General features: G+C 60.8%; 16 protein-coding genes and 3 pseudogenes. 11 read left to right on the top strand and 8 right to left on the bottom strand.

Translation table 11 applies throughout. The features are described 5' to 3' along the window. Positions 1-451: 451 nt before the first annotated feature. The 3 genes from NEZ08_RS08385 to NEZ08_RS08375 all read right to left on the bottom strand — a co-directional run bounded on the left by NEZ08_RS08385 (position 452) and on the right by NEZ08_RS08375 (position 2,934). Entirely contained in the window at positions 452-1,546 is a 1,095-nt protein-coding gene (locus tag NEZ08_RS08385; protein WP_298106141.1) for a PAS domain-containing protein, read from the bottom strand. Positions 1,547-1,596: 50 nt separating this feature from the next. After that, a complete protein-coding gene (locus tag NEZ08_RS08380) occupies positions 1,597-2,136 on the bottom strand; it encodes an OsmC family protein (protein WP_298106140.1) in 540 nt (179 codons plus the stop codon). A 126-nt stretch (positions 2,137-2,262) separates the two neighbouring features. Next, a complete protein-coding gene (locus tag NEZ08_RS08375) occupies positions 2,263-2,934 on the bottom strand; it encodes a DsbA family protein (protein ID WP_298106139.1) in 672 nt (223 codons plus the stop codon). Positions 2,935-3,025: 91 nt separating this feature from the next. Here NEZ08_RS08375 and NEZ08_RS08370 point away from each other — a divergent pair. The 5 genes and pseudogenes from NEZ08_RS08370 to NEZ08_RS08345 form a co-directional block, all read left to right on the top strand. After that, positions 3,026-3,184, top strand: a pseudogene (locus tag NEZ08_RS08370) (helix-turn-helix domain-containing protein); the annotation flags it as partial. Between the two features lie 454 nt (positions 3,185-3,638). Continuing rightward, positions 3,639-3,752: pseudogene (locus NEZ08_RS08365) on the top strand (thiol:disulfide oxidoreductase); the annotation flags it as partial. A gap of 10 nt (positions 3,753-3,762) precedes the next feature. Further along, on the top strand, positions 3,763-5,022 hold the full coding sequence (locus NEZ08_RS25755; protein WP_367278391.1) for a redoxin domain-containing protein: 1,260 nt from the start codon (positions 3,763-3,765) through the stop codon (positions 5,020-5,022). After that, positions 5,019-5,705 (top strand): haloacid dehalogenase type II, encoded by a 687-nt coding sequence (locus NEZ08_RS08350; RefSeq protein WP_298106138.1) that lies wholly within the window; start codon positions 5,019-5,021, stop codon positions 5,703-5,705. Before NEZ08_RS25755 ends, NEZ08_RS08350 begins: the two co-directional genes overlap by 4 nt. 23 nt (positions 5,706-5,728) lie before the next feature. Continuing rightward, positions 5,729-6,532 carry a hypothetical protein gene (locus NEZ08_RS08345; RefSeq protein ID WP_298106137.1) on the top strand — a complete coding sequence of 268 codons (804 nt, stop codon included), beginning with the start codon at positions 5,729-5,731 and terminating at the stop codon, positions 6,530-6,532. A 52-nt stretch (positions 6,533-6,584) separates the two neighbouring features. On the opposite strand, the pseudogene NEZ08_RS08340 reads toward NEZ08_RS08345, so the two are convergent. Further along, a pseudogene (locus NEZ08_RS08340) lies at positions 6,585-6,788 on the bottom strand (transposase); the annotation flags it as partial. 722 nt (positions 6,789-7,510) lie between these two features. Between NEZ08_RS08340 and NEZ08_RS08335 the strand changes: the two are divergent. The 5 genes from NEZ08_RS08335 (at position 7,511) to NEZ08_RS08315 (ending at position 12,842) form a co-directional block, all read left to right on the top strand. Beyond that, positions 7,511-8,581, top strand: a complete 1,071-nt coding sequence (locus NEZ08_RS08335; RefSeq protein WP_298106136.1) for a PAS domain-containing protein — start codon at positions 7,511-7,513, stop codon at positions 8,579-8,581. Continuing rightward, the gene (locus NEZ08_RS08330; RefSeq protein ID WP_298106135.1) at positions 8,578-9,213 is read left to right on the top strand and encodes a response regulator transcription factor; all 636 of its coding nucleotides are present in this window, start codon (positions 8,578-8,580) and stop codon (positions 9,211-9,213) included. Before NEZ08_RS08335 ends, NEZ08_RS08330 begins: the two co-directional genes overlap by 4 nt. A gap of 161 nt (positions 9,214-9,374) precedes the next feature. Further along, positions 9,375-10,928, top strand: coding sequence for a gamma-glutamyltransferase (ggt, locus tag NEZ08_RS08325; RefSeq protein ID WP_298106134.1), 1,554 nt, complete (start codon positions 9,375-9,377; stop codon positions 10,926-10,928). 35 nt (positions 10,929-10,963) lie between these two features. Further along, a complete protein-coding gene (locus tag NEZ08_RS08320; protein ID WP_298106133.1) occupies positions 10,964-12,250 on the top strand; it encodes an amidohydrolase family protein in 1,287 nt (428 codons plus the stop codon). Between the two features lie 58 nt (positions 12,251-12,308). Beyond that, positions 12,309-12,842 carry a DUF1097 domain-containing protein gene (locus NEZ08_RS08315; protein WP_298106132.1) on the top strand — a complete coding sequence of 178 codons (534 nt, stop codon included), beginning with the start codon at positions 12,309-12,311 and terminating at the stop codon, positions 12,840-12,842. A gap of 546 nt (positions 12,843-13,388) precedes the next feature. On the opposite strand, the gene NEZ08_RS08310 is transcribed toward NEZ08_RS08315, so the two are convergent. Continuing rightward, the gene (locus NEZ08_RS08310; RefSeq protein WP_298106131.1) at positions 13,389-14,840 is read right to left on the bottom strand and encodes an acetamidase/formamidase family protein; all 1,452 of its coding nucleotides are present in this window, start codon (positions 14,838-14,840) and stop codon (positions 13,389-13,391) included. 321 nt (positions 14,841-15,161) lie between these two features. On the opposite strand from NEZ08_RS08310, the gene NEZ08_RS08305 reads away from it, so the two are divergent. Beyond that, entirely contained in the window at positions 15,162-17,483 is a 2,322-nt protein-coding gene (locus tag NEZ08_RS08305; protein WP_298106130.1) for an acetamidase/formamidase family protein, read from the top strand. Between the two features lie 147 nt (positions 17,484-17,630). On the opposite strand, the gene NEZ08_RS08300 is transcribed toward NEZ08_RS08305, so the two are convergent. The 3 genes from NEZ08_RS08300 to NEZ08_RS08290 form a co-directional block, all read right to left on the bottom strand. After that, on the bottom strand, positions 17,631-18,509 hold the full coding sequence (locus tag NEZ08_RS08300; RefSeq protein WP_298106129.1) for a protein-glutamate O-methyltransferase CheR: 879 nt from the start codon (positions 18,507-18,509) through the stop codon (positions 17,631-17,633). A 35-nt stretch (positions 18,510-18,544) separates the two neighbouring features. After that, on the bottom strand, positions 18,545-18,934 hold the full coding sequence (locus tag NEZ08_RS08295) for a PleD family two-component system response regulator (protein ID WP_298106128.1): 390 nt from the start codon (positions 18,932-18,934) through the stop codon (positions 18,545-18,547). Between the two features lie 15 nt (positions 18,935-18,949). Next, on the bottom strand, positions 18,950-19,303 hold a 354-nt coding region (locus NEZ08_RS08290; RefSeq protein WP_298106127.1), incomplete at its 5' end, for a chemotaxis protein CheW.

Genomic DNA, 19,303 nt, shown 5'->3' with positions numbered 1-19,303 from the left:
GGGGCGCGAGGCTTGGGCTGGCGGCGAGCCGCAGGCTCGGTCCGTCGGCGAGGTGACAGACAACAATGGCGATAGTTTATATTCAACTGCAGGTCCTAAATCCGCACCAAGATCGGCTCGGCGCACGCTCGATCGGGCTTGGAACTGCGCCCTTTGGGCGAGAGCCTCAAGCTCAGGAAATTGCGAGGCTCCTTTGGGAGGGGTCAGGACAAATTCGGTACGCTGGCCGCGCAGGGAATCGAACCGCACAGTTGGCACACGAATAGATTCTACGATGCAGCATCAGGAACGATTGGTGCTCGACAGCGTGACCGGACACAAAACACATTGACGGCCTTCGGCCGACTCGCAGATGGCTAGCGTCGACTCCGTTGTCCGGGCTTTGAACCGTTTCACCAGGGCACAGCGACGGCAGAACTCAAGATCAACTCTCGAAATGAGAGTATTGCCTCTACTTGCCTCCCCGGAGGGTATCAGATGGCAGTTCGCCGAATTCAGCATAGTAGTGCTTGGAAAAATGTCCGTGATTCGCAAAACCGCATTTAAGTGAAATGCCCGTAACCGTTACACCAGGCTTGGCCTCGATCAGCATACGGCGAGCGTGCTGCAGTCTGAGCCGTCTAATATGGTCCGAGACGGTGCTGCCTCTGGCTTTGAAAAACCGGTAGAGGCTCCGGTTGCTTACTCCGTTACGAGTTGCAATTTCCTCGACGTTTAGCGGCTTGCTCCAGTTCTCTTCGATATATCTGAGAACGTTCCGCATTTTACTGGGCACAGCCTGCAGACAGCTATCCTTCCTGCTGGTGATGTCAACGGTGGCGCCGATCAGGTTTGTTACGTTTCCAGCGACGTCGTAAATGCAGGTCGCCAATCCACGCAACCAGCGTACGCGGCCACTTTCGTCGACGATCCGATATTCCTGCACGTAGCCGGTTCCTGACGTGATCGCCTTCCGAACAACAGAGGCCACTGCTTCCCTGTCATCGGGATGAACGCGCGCGAGCAGAGTTTCGAGCGACGGCGCTGGACCGACCGCAGATGCACCGATCAGCGCATTATAACCGCCCGATATATCGCTTGAGTTCGTCTTGACAGAGAAATTCCAGGTCGAAAGTCCGCCAACATCCCGCGCGGCAATTAGCTGCCTCTCTACGAGCTTTGATTCCGTAATATCGACGATAGCCGCAGAGCACCAACGCAGTGCGCCTTTGCTATCCCTGATTCCACGCACGGTAACGTCAGCCCATACGATATTGCCTTCGGCGCTCTGGTAGCGCTTGTCGATCCTGAAGGATGAGACTTCTCCAGTTAGAAGGCGATGCTGCTCCGCGTCGTTACGCTTTCGGTCCTCAGGATGGGTGAGGTCGCGGAACGTGATCTTCCCGTCGGTCAGTTGCGCCTCAGCAAAGCCGAGAATGCGACAGCATTCCTGATTGACAAAAAGGAACCGACCGGTGCGCGCGTCTACCAACGAAAGTCCTACACCCAAACCGTCCAGAAAGGCACGCGGCATAGATGCGATCTGTTCGAGCTCCCTGTCGGACATGCGCTATTCTCGGAGGTTCAAATCTAAGGACGGGTGACACTGGTGGACAATTACACGTCGACCCAGTTCCCGCCGAGCTTGAGCCGATGGCGAACCAACCCAGGCTTGAGCGATGCCTCGATGAAGCAGCCCTTGATCGCGGCCGCGACCAATCGGCGCTTGTCGGACTCGGATGCGCCTCCACCGAGGTCAATGTCGAGCAGAAATCCGACCGGCGTACTCTCATAAGGAGCATTGCCGGTGTGGGTCGCGCGCCAATGCGCTCGCGCGCTAACCTCAATCGTTGTTAGTTCGATGCGCAGCCTGCGCGAAAAGGCACGCAGTTGTGTCATGATGCAGGCCGTCAGGCCGCTGGTGAAGTAAGCCAGTGGATAGGGGGCTGTACCGTCGCCGCCGTGAAAGGGACCCTCGTCGCTGGGGAGATCAACACTTACGGGCGCCGCGCCACGGAGGTGAACTGCGATATCGTTGCGAAATTTTGCGGTGTTGCGACCTTCAGCTTCGAACACAATGTCGATTGTGGTTACTTTTGGTGCTGGATCCATCCGACATAATCCTTTTTCAGAGAAGACATTGCTTGCGGTTGCCATTGAGATGTTTGTTGACCGGGGCGGTTCGCGCTACAGCGCTGGTCGTTACACCTGAAGACAAAAGTTCCAGCCCGATACCCGATGTTCATACGTGTGTTCCCATCGTCCGCCGATACCTCGCGATCCTCAGGCGCAGGCTTGCCCGGTCTCGGCGGAGGGTATCGCCGCGGCCTTGCCGAGCCATTGTTCGAGCGCCGGGAGGATACGGGCGCCGGGCTGGAATCCGTGCGTGACGAGCGCATACTGATCGTCGTCACCTTTGCCCGCGATCAGGGTCGGAAATCCCCGGATCCCAGCGGACTGCGCGATCACGAAATCGCCGCGCGTTTCTTCGACGGCCGCTTCGCTGCCGAACTCGCTGCAGAAGGCGGCTTCGTCCACACCAAACTCCGCGGCAAGGGCCGTCAGGGTGGCAGTGTCGGTTACGTCGCGGTTTTCGGCATAGAAGGCGCGGTGGATGCGGCGCAGGGCGGCGAGACCGGTGTCCATGCCGCGGCGCCGCAGCACCACGACGGCCCGGCTCGGCGGCTCGGTGTCGTAGACGAAGCGGTCGCGGTCGAAGAAGGCGAAGTCGAACGGCTGACCCGAGGCCGTGTGGACGTGTTGCCAGTGGTGGCGGACGTCGGCGCGATCGTGCGCGGTCATCGCCTGCTCGGCCCAAGGGCGCAGCCCGCCCATGACCAGGCGGATCGGCAGCGCGGGGCCGAAGCGCTCCTCGATGGCCTGGATCACCGGCGCGAAGCCCCAGCACCAGGAGCACATGGGATCGGCGAAATAGACGAGGTGCGGCTGGCGCATGATCGAATTCTTAGAGGGGGCGCCGACGAGGCTTGATTTAGATGGATCGTTCTATTATTTATGCCATATCAAGCATCCTCGATCAAGGTAGATGCCGCGAGCCCGCAGCCTTTCTGACGACATCGTTCTCGAACGCGCCATCGGCGTGTTCTGGCAGAACGGCTACGCCGGAACGTCGCTGCGCGACCTGACGCGGGCGACGGGCCTGAGTTCGGCGGCGCTCTATCACCGCTTCACCGACAAGGACGGCCTGTTCGTCGAGGCGCTGCGGCGCTACGCGGACGACGGGCTGGTGGAGCGTTTCGCCCGCCTCTCCGCCGCCGCCGATCCGCTCGGCGCGATCCGTGACTTCCTCGACGAGTTGATCGCAATGTCGCTGGCCGATCCGCATCATCGCGGCTGCCTGCTGGTTAACACGGCGCTCGACGGCGCGGCGACATCGAATGAGGCGCGCGAACTCGTGCGCGCACGCCTCGGCGAGGTGGAGCGGTTTTTTGCCGGGCGGCTGGAGCGGGCCGTCGACATAGGCGCACTCGATCCGAAGACAGACGTTCCTGCGAACGCCACGGCGCTGCTCGGCGCCGCTTTCGCCATCCGCGTGATGGTGCGCCTCGACCCCAAGCCCCAGCGGCTGCGAGCGCTGGCCGACCACGCGATCGCCAGCCTTCCCCGGCGGCCGCAAACCAGGAAGAAAAGATCCCCCGATGATCGACCTCCACGACTGGACGACGCCCAACGGCCACAAGATGACGATCTTCCTCGAGGAAACGGGCGTGCCGTATCGCGTGATTCCGGTGAATATCAGCGCAGGCGACCGGGGACGAAAGCATGACCGCCGATCTTCGTCTGTTTGAGCTGGCCGGCGCCGATGATGCCATCCGCTTCAGCCCGAATTGCTGGCGCACCCGGCTCGCGTTGGCGCACAAGGGCCTGCCGGTCGAGACGGTCGCCTGGCGCTTCACGGAAAAGGACGCCATCGCCAAGTCCGGCCAGGGGAAGGTGCCCGTTCTCGTGGCTGGCGATCAATGGCTCTACGAAAGTTGGGATATCGCCGAGTATCTCGAAGACACCTATCCCGACCAGCCCTCCCTGTTCGGCTGCCCGCAGGGTCGCGCGGCGGCACGCTTCGTCAGCCAGTGGGCGAGCGAAGCCCTGCATCCGGCGGTCGCGCGGGTGGTCGTGCCCGAGATTCCCGCTGCCCTGCACGAGAAGGACAAGGAATATTTCCGCACCACGCGCGAAGCCGCGTTCGGGCGGACGTTCGAGGCGATCGCCGCCGAGCGTGATGAGGCGCTGAGAGCGCTGAACCGCACACTCGCGCCGCTGCGCAGCACACTCACCAATCAGCTCTACGTCGCGGGCGCCGCGCCGGCCTATGCGGATCATGCCGTCTTCGGGGCTTTCCAATGGGCGCGCGTCATCAGTCCCGCCACTCTGATAGCATCCGACGATCCGGTGTCCGGCTGGGTCGAGCGGATGCTCGACGCCTACAACGGACTCGCCCGTTCGGCGAAGCGGATGGCAAACGCCGAGCCACATCCCTCAACGTCTCAGGAAAACTCCACAATGAACATGACGAGCAAACTTCATCCCGGCCAGCCCTTAAACCCAATCACCTTCAAGCAACTCGATGGCGGCGACTTTACCTTCGGCGCTTCCGGCGGGTGGCAGGCGCTATTCGTCATCCGGGGGCAGCATTGTCCGATCTGCAAGTCCTACCTTTCGGAAATCGAACAGCGGCGCGAGGCGCTGGCGGCACTCGGCGTCTCCGTGGCCGCCGTCTCCGCCGACAGCGAAGCGCAGACCCGCATCACCGCCGAGGCGGCGAAGGTGAACTTCCCGTTGCTCTACGGCCTGGACGAGGCGACGATGCACCGGCTCGGCCTCTACGTGTCCGAGCCGCGCTCGGCGCAGGAGACCGACCATCGCTTCCCCGAGCCGGCGCTGTTCGTCGTCAATCCCCAGGGCGTGCTACATCTCGTGGACATCGCCAACGCGCCCTTCCTGCGCCCCGACCTCGATCGCATTGTGCGCGGGCTCGGCTTCATCATCGAGAAGGCCTATCCGATCCGGGGCACGTTGAAATGAGCCAGCTCGCCGGCATCCGCGCCTGCGTCTTCGACGCCTACGGGACAATCTTCGATTTCGCTTCCGCCGCGGCGCGATGCGCGGAGATTCCCGAGGACAAGCGGGCCGCGCTGACCAGCGTCTGGCGCGACAAGCAGCTGCAATACACTTGGCTGCGAACGCTGCAGGGCCGCTACGCCGACTTCTGGCAGGTCACGGGCGAAGCACTCGACTTCACGCTCGACAGTCTCGGCATCGCGACGCCCGCCCTGCGCGACCGTCTGATGGACCTCTATCTGACGCTGTCAGCCTTCCCTGACGTTCCGGATACGCTGCGGCGGCTGAAGGAGGCGGGTTTCGTCACCGCGATCCTGTCCAACGGCTCGCCGGCGATGCTGGACGCAGCGGTGGGCAGCGCCGGTCTGCGGCACATGCTCGACGCCGTGCTGTCGGCCGACGCGGTCCAGGTCTTCAAGACCCATCCGCGCGTTTACGACTATGCCCTGGAACAGCTGGGGGTGCGCGCGGATCAGGTTTCTTTCCAGTCCTCGAACGCCTGGGACGCCTATGCGGCCTCCGCCTATGGGATGCGGGTGGTGTGGTGCAACCGCTACAGTCAGCGACGCGAGCGCCTGCCGGGCGCGCCGAATCATGAGGTGAAGAGCCTTGCCGAACTCCCGGCGTTGTTGACTTCACCAGCCTGAGACAGCAAAGGGAGCAGCGCGGCATGCTCGCAGAAGTCCGTCCGGAGGATGCGCCGCCCGAGATTGCGGCGATCTATGCCGACATTCGCGCCGTCTCTGGCGTGCCTATGGTCAACTTGATCTGGCGGCACTTCGCCGCTCTGCCGGGTGTGCTCGATTGGGCGTGGACCGCGGTGCGACCGCTGGTTGGATCCGACAAAATGGCAGCGGCCCGAGCGCGCGTCACGGCGGCGGTTGCCGTGCCCGCAATTGCCCCGCTCGCGCCGACGGCCTGGGCCGCAGCCGGTCTCGATGAAACGGGGCTATGCGCACTGCGCACCATGATGACGGCCTACGTGCGCGGCAACGTGACGAACATTATCGCACTCACTGCGCTGCGCCTGCGGCTCGACGCGCCGGACCGACCAGCAGCGCAATTTGCTCCCGGTCCGGTTGCGCCAGCGGCGCAGCTTCTGCCGCCGCTGCCCCACATCGAGGCGCTGCCAGACGACCTCGTCGCCACGATCCGGGCGCTGGCAGCAAGTCATGACGGTGCCGGCGGCGGTGTGATTCCGAGCCTCTACCTCGCGCTCGCGCCGTGGCCCGGCGTTGTAAACGCGCTTGCCCGCTGGCTCGGCCCGCTCTACGCGCTCGATGCCATGCGGACGGCGCGGGCCAGTACGGTCCGCGTGGCCGAGCAAGAGGCAGCCGCGATGCTGCCTTCCATTGGGCAGGCGCCGGCAGGTCTCGCCGCGATGCGCCCGACGCTCGATCGCTTCACCCGCCTCGTCATCCCCGACCTGATTCCCGTCTGCATCGCGCTCAGCGGCTTGTTGTCGCTCGGCTGAAGCTGCGTGTTCGCGCCGGTGAGAAACAGATGAACACGAAGGATGGAAGTACGATCATTTGGACAGCGGTATCATGGGCGGCGGCAAGCGCGTCTATAATGCGGCCCCAAACACCCGCACGCCGCCATCGAACGAATCGGTCGTAGCAGGTGGTATATGGGCCAAACGCCTCCGACAGATTCCGCCAGGCTTCCCCGGATCGCAAAACTCAAAAGATGCCATTCAGAACACGACGGTCATTTACTCGTGGGACGCCAAGCTTGGTGCATCGATGGTGCCCCGTGCGTGGTGTAGCTGACTTTTTGATGGAGGCACTTCTTCTCGGCGGCCACATCGCGGCGTCGGCCTCCTTGCGGAACGAACTGATCAAGCAACCAATTGATACTGACAAGTGGCCCGCCGATATCGCCGCGTCCGCGGATGCCCATGACTCGCGCGACCGGCCGGTGTTTTTCAGAGACTGAGGACGAACTTGTCACAGCTTACGCGCCTGCTATGCAGCATTGACAATAGCATGTCGGTAGAAGTCTCCACGGCCGCTTTGCCGTTGGCATCATGGGGCTCCTTCGGCAGTCAACGCATCATAGATCCGCGCGATCGTGGCACGGGCGTTCGGTTCGGCCGAGCGGCGGAAGGACTATTCAGCAGCAATCAGTGACCCTCGCTCGACCTAAATCATCAGACTGATTCGAAAAGCCGAGCCGAGCTTCGTTTAAGGTCTTTCCAGACTCTTGTGCTGCAAAGCAACGTCGACTTACGAGCACTCTCGTGCCTGTAGAGAAGCTGTCCACAACAGCATCAAATGCGTTGCGGAATTGGTTCTGGCTCAGAAGCGGTATTGCCATCGGCCAGCTATCCTCGTCGATTGACTGTTGCTGTCGAGACCCGGCATTTGCTGCGGTGCATTGTGGACGATGTCATTGAATCGGCGCAAGCTATAGTCCTTTCAAGAGTGCCGTGACGGCGTTAAGCATAGTAATGAGGCAAGATACCAAACTGCAGCAGCGGGCGTTGCTCGACAACATTCCGGACATGGCGTGGCTGAAGGATCGCGACTGCCGCTATCTTGCGGTCAACACGGCCTATCTCGAGATCTTGGGAATTCCGGAGCACGCGGTGCTCGGCAAGCGGCCCGACGAGATCTGGCCGGCGGAGATCGCCGAGGTTTATCTGCGAACGGATCGAGCGGTGCTCAAGAGTGGCCGCCGGCGTCGCTACGAAGAGACGCGGCCCGATCCCTTCGGGATAGCCCGCTGGTTCGAGACGATCAAATCGCCGATCCGTGACAAGGCCGGCCGCATCATCGGAACAGTCGGCATTTCCCGCGACATTACTGAGCGGAAATTGGCCGAGAGCGAGTTGATCAAGTCCCGCACTCAACTGCGGGAGTTGTCGAATTATCTTCAGTCGGTTCGCGAGGCGGAGCGGGCGCGCATTTCCCGCGAGCTTCATGACGAACTCGGCCAAACGCTGACCGCGTTGAAGATGGAGCTCGGCTGGCTCAAGGATCGGCTCCCGGTTGAACCGGGGATGTTGCGAGCCCGTCTCGACCGCCTCGTGCAGATCGTGGACCATTCGGTGACCGACTTGCAGCGCATTGCTTCCGACCTGCGCCCGATGATCCTCGATGAGTTGGGCCTGGCGTCGGCCATTCAATGGCTGGCGCAGAATTTTTCCGAGCGGAGCTCGCTCTCGATTGAGCTTTCCTTCGAACTAGCGGACGTCGTCTATTCGAAAGACGTCAGCACCGCCGCATTTCGCATCGTGCAAGAAGCCCTGACCAACATCGCCCGGCACAGTGGTGCGGCATCGGCGCGCATCGTGGCGCGCCATTCCGGCAACGAACTCGAGCTTGACATCAGCGACAACGGCCGCGGCATGGATGTCGCGGGGTCGAGACGGGAGCAGCTCGGGCTCGTCGGCATGAGCGAGCGGGCGCATATGCTTGGCGGATCAATGGAGATCGATAGCGCGCCGGGACGCGGCACCTGCATTTCGGTGCGGCTGCCGTTGTTGACCGACAAAGTTGCGACAGCCGCTGCGCCATGATCAGATTATTTGTCGCAGACGACCATACGATCTTCCGGGAAGGGCTCAAGCAGATGCTCGCGGAGGAGGCCGATTTCAGAATCGTCGGCGAAGCAACCAACGGGGATGAGGTTCTGGCGCAACTGCATTCGCTGTCTTGCGAGGTCATATTGCTGGATCTCACTATGCCCGGGCGCAGCGGAATGTCGCTGCTGCGCGAGGTCGCTTCGAACGACAAGTGGCGCGTGATCGTGCTCAGCATGCACGAGGAGGACCAATATATCGTCGAGGCGCTGAAGGCCGGCGCTGCCGGCTATGTCACCAAGAACAGCGCCCTGGAGCAGTTGATCCTCGCGATTCGCAAGGTCATCAAAGGCGAGATGTTCGTCAGCACGGCAGCATCTCAAAGCCTGATCCGTCAGGCCCGCGCGCCGAGCGAGCCCCTGCCGCACACGCGGCTGACGCCGCGCGAACGCGAGGTGTTCGATCGCCTCGTCCTTGGCCGCAAAATGTCGGATATTGCGCGCGAACTCGGCTTGAGCATCAAGACCGCCAGCACGCACAAGACCAATCTCTTGCACAAGATGAAGGCCGAAACCACCACCGATCTGGTGCGCTACGCGTTGCGTCACCAGCTGGATCAGCGATCCTAGCTATCCATCAGCTGTCCCAGCGATCTAGGAATTTTCCTAGATCGCGCTAGGACAACGCCGATTTCCCACCGATTCAAACTCTCTTAGGCTTCGAAAAGCTGGTCTATCGGTGGGAGCATTTGATGAGACCTTCGCGGGCGGTGTGTCGATCGGAACGCGGTATGGTCGCGACCGCCCATTATCTGGGGTCCGGCGCGGCCCTCGACGTCCTCAAGCGCGGTGGAAGCGCCGTCGACGCGGCAATCTGCGCCGCGGCAACGCTCGGCGTGGTCTTGCCCCACATGGTCGGAGTGGGCGGCGACGCCTTCTGGCTGATCTATGACGCCCGCTCGCGCAAGGTGCATGCGTTGAACGGCAGCGGCCCCTGCGGCCGCAACATCGACGCCAGTTCCTACGCGCCTGAAAACTGCATTCCGCATCGCGGTCCCCGCGCCGCCATCACTGTCCCCGGGGCTGTGGACAGTTGGCGCCTTGCGCACGAACGTTTTGGCCGGCTGGCACTGGCAGAATTGCTCGAGCCGGCCATCGAGTATGCGCGCAAGGGCTCGCCGGTCAGCAATGACCTCGCGGCGTGGATTCATGACGACCGTCACGACCTCGCATCCGATCCCGGCGCGGCGCAGGTGTTCCTTGACGGGGGGCGGCCCTATTTGCCGGGGACCCGCCTCACTCAGACTGCGCTCGCCGGGACGCTCGAGCGGTTGGCTTCGCGCGGTCTGCGCTCGTTCTACGATACGGCAGGCCGCAGCATCGCGGCCTATCTCGACCATGTTGGCGGCGCGCTGACAGCGGAGGATTTTGCCGGCTACTCCGCGCGCTGGGTCGATCCGATCACGACGCGCTATCGCGGCTTCGACGCCTTCCAGTTGCCGCCGCCCTCGCAGGGACTAGCCGGACTCCTGATCCTCAATTTTCTCGAGGGGCTCGACCTTCGTAAGCTCGGGCCCGCGTCGCCAGATTTCTACAGCGCGCTGATCCAGGCAACCAAATGGGCGTTCGAAAAGCGCGACCGCCATCTCGCCGATCCCTTGTTCCATTCGATTCCCCTTGCCGATCTGCTGGATCCGCGGCTTGCCTCGTCCGAACGCGCGGTGTGGTTGAAGGAACTGCAACGCGAAACGGTGAGCCCGCCGTCCGGGAGCGACACCACCTTCATCTGCGTGGCCGACGACGAGGGCAACGCGGTCGGCATGGTGCAGAGCCTGTATTTCGACTTCGGTGCCTGCGTGGTCGATCCGGCGTCGGGGGTGCTGCTGCAGAACCGCGGCAGCTTCTTCTCGCTCGATCCGCGGCATCCAAACTTCCTGAAGCCGGGCAAGCAGTCGGCTTCCACGCTGATGTCCGCCATGCTCTGCAAGGATGGCCGGCCTTATCTCGTTTACGGCAGCCAGGGCGGGGAGGTGCAGCCGCAGGCCCAGACGGCGCTGGTCACCCGCATCGTCGACTTCGGACTGGACGTGCAGTCGGCGCTCGATGCTCCGCGCCTGCTTTACGGCCGTTCATGGGGAGACGCATCCAACCAGCTTCTGCTGGAAGGCAATGCGCCGGACGCTGTCTTTGACGGACTGCGGCGCCACGGACATCCCGTCGAGCGGGTCGGCTGGCCGCACACGCGCATGGGGACCGCACAGGCCATTCGCTTGAGGGGGCCATGGTCACCGTTCTTTGAAGGCGGAGCGGATGTCAGGGGAGAAGGCGTCGCTTTAGGGTTCTGAACGGAAAAGGGAACAGAAGAGGGAGGGATCGCAAAATGGACCTGATCATCCGCCGGGTACGGATCAGTGACGACGCGCCACTTGCGGACATCGCCATCGCGGATGGCCGGATCGCCGCCATTGAGGAGAAGATCGAGAAGACGGCCGATCAGGAGATCGACGCCGAAGGGCGCGTCGCCCTTCCCGGCTTCATCGAGCCGCATCTGCACCTCGAGAAGGCTTTCCTGCATCGCCGGATGCCGGCGCGGCTCGGCACGCTCGAGGAAGCCATTCGCGTGACCGGCATCCTGAAATCAAGACAGGAGCGGGAGGATGTTCTCGATCGCTCCCGCCAGGTTCTCGACATGGCCGTCAGGAACGGCACCACGCTAGTGCGTGCGCATCCCGACGTCGATCCCATCCAGGGCCTCATCGGGGTCGAAACCGCCATGCAGCTCAAGGACGAATATCGCGATCTCCTGGACTTGCAAGTCGTCGCCTTCCCGCAGGAGGGCTGGTTGAAGACCGAGGGGGTACAGCAGTTGATGGAGAGCGCGCTCGATCTCGGCGCCGATGTCGTCGGCGGCTGTCCGTACAACGAACTCAACTGGGACGATACGTGCAGCCACATCGACAAGGTCTTCGATCTGGCGCAGAAGCGCGGCCTCGATATCGACATGCATGTCGACTTTGCCGACGATACCGCTGATCGCCGTTTCGCGACCACCGAATATATCGCTCGAAAGACCATCGATACCGGCTACCATGGCCGCGTCGCGCTCGGCCACGTCACGAGCCTTGGGTCTCTGAAATCGGACCAGCTGAAACCCATCGCCGACCTTCTGCGCGAGGCAGACATCCACATCGTCACGCTGCCGGCTACCGACACCTATCTTGGCGGACGGCGCGACGAAGTAAATCCGCGACGTGGACTGACGCCGGTACGGGCGCTGCATGCCGCCGGGGTCAACGTCGCTTACTCCTCGAACAATATCCGCAATGCCTTCACGCCCTTTGGCAAGGCTGATCCGCTGCAGATCGGCAACCTTCTCGCTCATCTGATCCAGTTCGGCACGCCCGACCACCAGGCCGACATCATCAAGATGAGCACGAGCAACGCCGCTCGCGCCGTCGGCATCGCCGGGGAGTACGGCCTCGCAGTCGGTAAGCAGGCCGATCTGATGATCCTCGACACATACGCCGTGGCTGATTGCCTGCTCGATCTGCCCCCGCGCTCATGGGTGTTCAAGCGCGGCCGGATCACCGTCATCACAAAATATGAAAGCAGGATCTGCCGCAGTTGTGGTCACGCCCACGAGACGGCCCACGCTGATCGCGCCTGACCGAACCGAAGAGCCGGCACAAGACCGGACCGACAACATCAACAGTAGAGGAAACGCCATGAGAAAGCCGCCTGCCGAAATTGTTGCCTCGCTACTTGCCGTGACGACGCTTTTCGCGCCCGCCCATCTTCCGCCATGGGCAATCTTCATCTCCTGGGCCGGCACCTTTGCCGCGGGCGGCCCAAAACCCGACACCCTTAAGAAGATCTGGGTGACGATGCCGATCGGCGCCATCGTGGCGTGCCTGATCGTTGCCGGCTTCAATCTGGCCTCGCAGCATCTCAGCGGAAGCGCTTTTGTTCTGGCACAGTGCATCATCCTGTTCTGTCTCAACGCCGGCATGATGTCGCTTGGCCGGATACCGGCGCTTGGCTTCGTGCCCGGCATGTTCTTCGGATTTGCCTCATTCTTCGCCACCTTCTTCGGAGGCTTCGGACCCACGCCTGGCAACCTGTTGTCCGCGCTGGGCGCTACCATTCTCATGAACGCCATCGGTCCCGCCTATGCGTGGTTAACCGCTAATCTTGGCGCTCATCGTCCTCACGCGGAGGAACTTGTGCCGATCGGTCGTGCGCAGCGCGCAACATCCTGAGACATCATAGCTGGATTTCTCTGGGAGTTCCGAGGGCGACAGACGATCGGCGCCCTGAAATGGAGGAGATCGCTCGAGTCGGCCGTGTCTCAAGCCCTTGCTTCACGACCTGCGACGGGTAACAAAGTGAAATCACGCGTCCCGCAAGGGATGCGGGCCTTCCGACCACATTCTGATGGGCAGCGTCGCAATCATGGTCATCGGAGGGGCAAGAAACCCGAAGGCGTGCTTGCACGGCAAAGACCACGACAATCAGAGCAAGCTACTTGGCATATCCGATGCGAACGTCGGACCGATGAAGTCGAGAAATTAATGAATTTTGTGTAGCGGCTTCGAACTTGAAGTTTCCCTGACGAACTTGTGGCGGTCTTGATGGCAACTTCAGATTTGCCGTGCCGGTCGCTTCTTCACACAATCCGAAGCGCAAGTTTTCTTCGAGAATGCGGTCTATTCACCCAAGAGCCTTGGGAGTTGCGCGCCAAGCAGTGAAGCTCGCGGCAATCGGGGTAGGCGGAATTAGCCCACCCCGAGCTTCGCACCATACGGTTAGGCACCAGCCGAGAATATTTCCTTTCGGATGAGCGCATGAACGCCCCAGTTGCCATCTACGACCTGCGTAATGCCGAAATCGACACCTATCGACATCAGCGAAATGGCTTCGTCCTCGGTCAACCCTTTCGTCGTCATCAGGAAGTGTCGCATTTTTCGGAACGCATCGCGTAACGCTAGGTCAACGGACGATTTGCTGTAGATGGTCTTCTGCGCGTCGGGCCCAAGCTCCTTCAGATAGTTGGCGAAGGAGAATCCGTGGACGAGCCATTCGGTCTGCGTCTCAAGCAGCGGATAACCAAGCTGCTCCAGTGGGGTGCCGGCAAGATCCGCCTTCTTGTGCAGAATGAGCTGGAAGGTGCCGGTCATCGAGCACTCGATCGCTGTACCACATAGCTCGCTATCGCCTTGCGACGCGTGGGGATCGCCAACCGACATGAGCGCGCCCGGGACCGAAACGGGATAGTACATGATGGAGCCTTTGCCGATCCTCCAATTGTCGATATTGCCGCCGGTATAGCTTGGCGGAATAGTGTCGACGAAGTCGGCCTCCGCTGGCGCCAAGCCCAACGTTCCGAAATGCGGCCTGATTGGCAGGCGCACGCCCTTGAGGACTTCGTAGTTGCGCTTGGTCTTCGTGTGGTCGACGGGAACACCCGGATAGTCGATCGTGGCATGTGTCACCCCAAATGGATCGGTTTGCGGGACCCACTGGAAATTGTAGACGGCCTTGGCCCAGCTTCTCGCGCCCGAAGCGTCCACTTCGTAGATGGTGACTACTTCGCGTTTCGCGCCCCCGAGAAGATCCTTGTATTGGAAACCCCAGTTGGCCGCCGCGTTCGATCCGAAAGCCTTGCCCTTGAACTGAGGGTTCGCGCTGGGACGCGGCACGCAGTCGAGGATTCTCACCTCCAGAATGTCGCCGGGCTCGGCGTCACGAACGAAGACCGGTCCAGTGCAGATGTGGACGCCCTGACCCTCGCCAGAACCCTTCTTGTAGACCTTTGGATCGGTCGGTCCGGCTCCACGGCGATCAACGCCCTTCTTGTCCTTGGTCCATAGGTAGACGCTTTCGGCTCCCGGGTCGCCTTTGATCATGCGTTCGGTGTCATCTCCGGCATGATGGGTCAACGTCTCGATGGTAACGATGTCACCGCTGTCGATCTCGACCCGGGGTTTCAACGTCTTGCTGAAGTATCCCCAATGAACCGTTTCCGCATTGGCCGGCAAATAGTGATAGGATCGTTGCGATGGCTGCCGGGCCGCCGAAGCTTCCGCCAACGCAGGTGTCACGATCGACAGCCCGCCCATTGCACCGAGTGCGGCGACACCGCCGCCAGCGAACACGCTCGAGCGGAGAAGATTGCGGCGCTCTTGGTTCAGTCCCTCCTTGAACTTGGCATAGTGCAGTTTGAAATGCGGGCAGTTGACATCATCACCGACGCACATCGAAAACATCCTCCTGATGCTTGATAGACGAAGGTCTGAAGCTTCAGGTCAGGCGTTGCCGGGCACAATTGCGGGAAGTGTCCAAATTTTTGTAGGAGAGGCTGGATCGGGCACTGCGCAACTGAAAGAAAATACATATTTTTCAATGAATTGCTCTGCCTCAATTTTTTCTGCGGCAACTCGATGTGGCAAGAGATTGTGCGCGGCGAGACAAGTTCGCTGCGATCGCATGTTGAAAGTTCTGCGGCCTGAAACATACTCGTCGCGCGGGCTGGCTTCGATCGGAGCGCCGCCAGCACCTACCAGCGATTGAGAGAAGCCATGTCCATTCGCGTCAAGATCGATTCCGTTCCGTCCGCCATGCGACCCCGCATCTGGCAAAATGAGCTAGCCAGCCTCGGTCTGCGGGCAATCGTCGATCGCGCTGGCGACGCCGACGGGGCGATAGCCTTATGCTCGTCATTGTCGGGTACCCAGCTAGCTCACGTCTCGGGCCGCCTGGAAAGTCTCGCTGCGGAGATCGGAACGATCGAAAACCGGTTCATCGCGTTGTCGGTCGTCGGTGGCGGTGGTCATCTGATCGATCGGGAGGGGGACCGCGCGATCAGCAGCACGGAGATGCTCGTGCTGACCCTAGATCCTAACTGGCGAATCGAGTGGGAATCGGATGTCGATGTAATCTTGTTCAGCATTCCGCGTTCGCGGATCGAGGCCCGGCTCGGACGCAGCCGTCTCGAATGTCCCTTTCTGCTCGGCGATACCCCAATCGTCGACGCATTGCGCGCGATGTTTCAATCGTTCGCGATGCGGATCGATGAGATCGATCAGGTCCAACTAACCGTCGGTGAAGGTGCTCTTCTCGACCTCATTGTCAGCGCTATGCTGTCTGTCTCCAAGGCGGGCTCTGGTCCGATGACAGGGGTCCAGGCCGCCCATTTCAGACGGATCGCAGCCGCAATCGAGAGCAGATTATCCGACCCGACCCTTTGCGTGGCAGACATAGCCAAGCAGGAGAGATTGTCGACCCGCTACATTCAGCGTCTGTTCGAACGTCGCAATCAAAGCTTCTCAGACTATGTCCGACACTCGCGGCTCGAACGTAGCCGGGCAGACTTGATCGATTCGAATCACGCAGACGAAAGTATTGCAGAAATCGCCCGGCGCTGGGGTTTCCCGGATCAGGCCCATTTCAGCCGAAGCTTCAATCGAGCTTTCGGGACGACGCCCAAAGCGGTCCGGCATCAATTCAAGAACCCGTTTTCTCATCAAATACACCGAGGTACTTTGCCCAAGCGGCTTTCGAGGGTGGAAAGCAAAGCACAAGGAGAGGCTACCGAAACGGCGGAGCGGCAGGTTCGCCCTTGCGATATCGAGGCGGTCGAGCATGCTTACCTTCCCGCAAACGCCGAAACAGTTCACTGGGGCTATTTGAGCGAAGCTATCCCTCCGGTTCTGTACATCTCACCAGGCGCACGTGTAACGGTCGAAACCCTCACGCAGCACGCCGGAGACGACGCAGAGCGCATGATCCAAGGCGATCCAGGAGCCGAAAGCGTCTTCGCCTGGACTCAAGATTTCAAGGCCATCAACCGTCGGGGCGCCGGTCCTCTAGAGGCGACCGTCTTCGGCCGCGGTGCTGGAGAGGGGTTTGGCGTGCACATCTGCACAGGTCCTATCTTCGTAGCCGGCGCGGAGCCGGGCGATTTCCTGGAAGTCGAAATTCTCGATGTTCGTCCGAGACCTTGCAAAAATCCTGCTTATGCCGGCAAAGCGTTTGCCAGCAATGTTTCGGCCTGGTGGGGCTACCAGTATCAGGACTTGCTCGACCGCGTTGGCAAGCATGAGACAATTACGATTTACGAAATCGACCTCGCGCAACCATCACATGCCCGTCCGCTGTACAGCTATGAATGGACTCCTCAGACCGATCCTTTCGGCGTCAGGCACGAGACAATTGATTATCCCGGAATTGTTGTCGATGCGAAGACGGTCCGCCCTGTCCGCGACGTGCTTCGTGGTGTTCGCATTCCTGCTCGTCCCTCCTTCGGCTTCATGGCCGTTGCGCCACGCGAGCAAGACCCCGTCGATTCAATCCCGCCTAGTCAATTCGGCGGTAATCTCGACAACTGGCGGGCCGGCCGGGGCGCGCGCGTTTATCTCCCGGTTGCAGTCAGCGGCGCGCTGCTATCCTTGGGAGATGGTCACTTTGCCCAGGGTGACGGAGAGGTCAATGGCACCGGCCTGGAGTGCTCCCTGACAGGCGATATTTGCATTCGCCTGCACAAAGCAGGATCGGGTATGCCGACATTTCTCCGCGGGCTTCACGCTCCCCTCATCGAGACCGAGACGCACTGGATTGTTCAGGCGTTCAGCTATCAGAACTATCTGCGAGAATTGGGCAAGTACGCGCAGTCCGAGGTCTATAAGCGCTCGACGATCGATCTCGCTCTGCGCAACGCGTTTCGCCAGACCCGGCGTTTCCTGATGGATGCCTTTGACCTTGCCGAGGACGAGGCCCTGAGCGTGATGTCGCTGGCTTCCGATTTCGGGGTAACCCAAGTAGCCGACGGCAACCTGGGCGTCCACGCGTCAATTCCAAAAGCGCTGTTCTCGGAACGCGGGGCGGCAATCGGAAATCGGTAGAGAAGACGATTTCCGTCCCATGACGAATGACAGAGGGACCGATTCTCACATTTCGCTTATGACAGATCGAAGAAGACCGGCCGCCGATAGTGCTAATTCCTTTTTTGTCCGGGCTGCAAATGATCAACAATCGGGTCGGCATGCCCGTCACGGCCTCGCCAACGCTGCAGTGCTCGGGACGAACGCACCAGAGATCGCGATCCTTTTAGACGACGCAGATGCTGTTGGGCGATAGAGCCCACGTCGATCAAGGCACGGCTGGAACGAATCGGTCAATCCGACAACAGATTCCGCTGCCCCCAGTACTAAATACCCATCCGCCGCAGTGGCCTTCGCCAGGCGACCGAAGATATTGGTCTTGGTCTCCTGATCGAAATAGATCAGGACGTTGCGGCAGAAGACCACGTCGAAGGTGCCAAGCTGCGAGAAGTCGTGCAAAAGATTGAGCTGCCGGTGCTGGACCATGGCCCGAATGTCGTCATTGATCTGCCATAGCTCGCCCTGTTGCTTGAAATACTTGACAAGCAATTGGATGGGCAGGCCGCGCTGTACCTCGAACTGGCTGTAGATACCAGCCTTGGATTTCTCCAGCACTTCCTTTGATAAATCGGTCGCGACGATCTCGATGCGCCATCCGACCAGTGCCGTGCCCATTTCCCTGAGGCACATCGCCAACGAATACGGCTCTTGGCCGGTCGAGCCGGCAGCGCACCAAATCCGGATGCTCTTGCGGCTGGAACGCGCGCGTAAGATGTCCGGGATGATCACATCCGGAAAATGATCGAACGGCACCTTATCGCGGAAGAAAAAGGTCTCGTTTGTCGTCATCGCCTCGACCACTTGGGTAACCAGGAGGCTCGAACCGCCTTTCATCTTCTGGACTAGCTCGCTGATTCCAGCCAGACTGGAGTTTTTGGCCAATGGAACTAGGCGGCTCTCGATGAGGTATTGTTTATCGGCGGACAGATCGAGACCAGATTGATCCCGAAGCAATTTACGCAGATATTCAAAGTCAGACGGCGTCACTGGTGGCCTCTTCTGGGCAGGAGCAAGTGGCTCGCTTAAGCTGGTGGCAGCTGCGAAAAGTCGATCAAACCGACTTCTGCGAATTTCGTCGCGATGATTTCCTTGTCGAATGGCTTAACGATGTATTCGTTAGCGCCGGCGTACAGAGCGCGGGCAATGTGCCCAACGTCGTTCTCTGTGGTGCAGAAGATCACTATGGGCTGGTCGCCGCCTGGCATGCGGCGGAGATTGCCGAGAAATTCGTAGCCGTCCATCACCGGCATGTTCCAGTCGAGCAGGATTGCATCAGGAAGGCTGCGGCTACAGACTTCCAGCGCGTGACCACCATGTTCAGCTTCGACGATCTCAAAACCGAGCCCCTTGAGGACCCGACGAGCGACCTTGCGGATAACGTTAGAGTCGTCGACGATGAGGCAGGTTTTCACGCCATCCCCTCTCGGCTAAGCAACCTTGATACTGGCCGTCATTTCCAGGACATGATCGATATCCAGGACAACCATCAATTGGCCATCGAGGCGGTGCATGCCGCCGGCGAGTTTCGCGATGCGGGGATCGAGATTGACCGGGTTTTCCTCATGGCTGTCGTCGGGTAACCTCAACACTTCGCCGATCTCGTCGATAAGCAGGCCATAGGATTCGCCGCGCAGGTCGATGCCAACCGCCATCGGCGGCTTGCCATCATCGTTTTTCGGCAAGCCAAGGCGGGCGCGCATGTCGATGACGGTGACGATCCGGCCGCGCAGGTTGAGGACACCGGCGATTTCCCGCGAAGCCAATGGAACGCGGGTCACGCG

This window comes from Bradyrhizobium sp. (genome assembly GCF_027451485.1).
Classification (GTDB): domain Bacteria; phylum Pseudomonadota; class Alphaproteobacteria; order Rhizobiales; family Xanthobacteraceae; genus Bradyrhizobium.
Note: the sequence above shows the minus strand (reverse complement) of the source record. Positions and strands in the feature narration are given on the sequence as shown.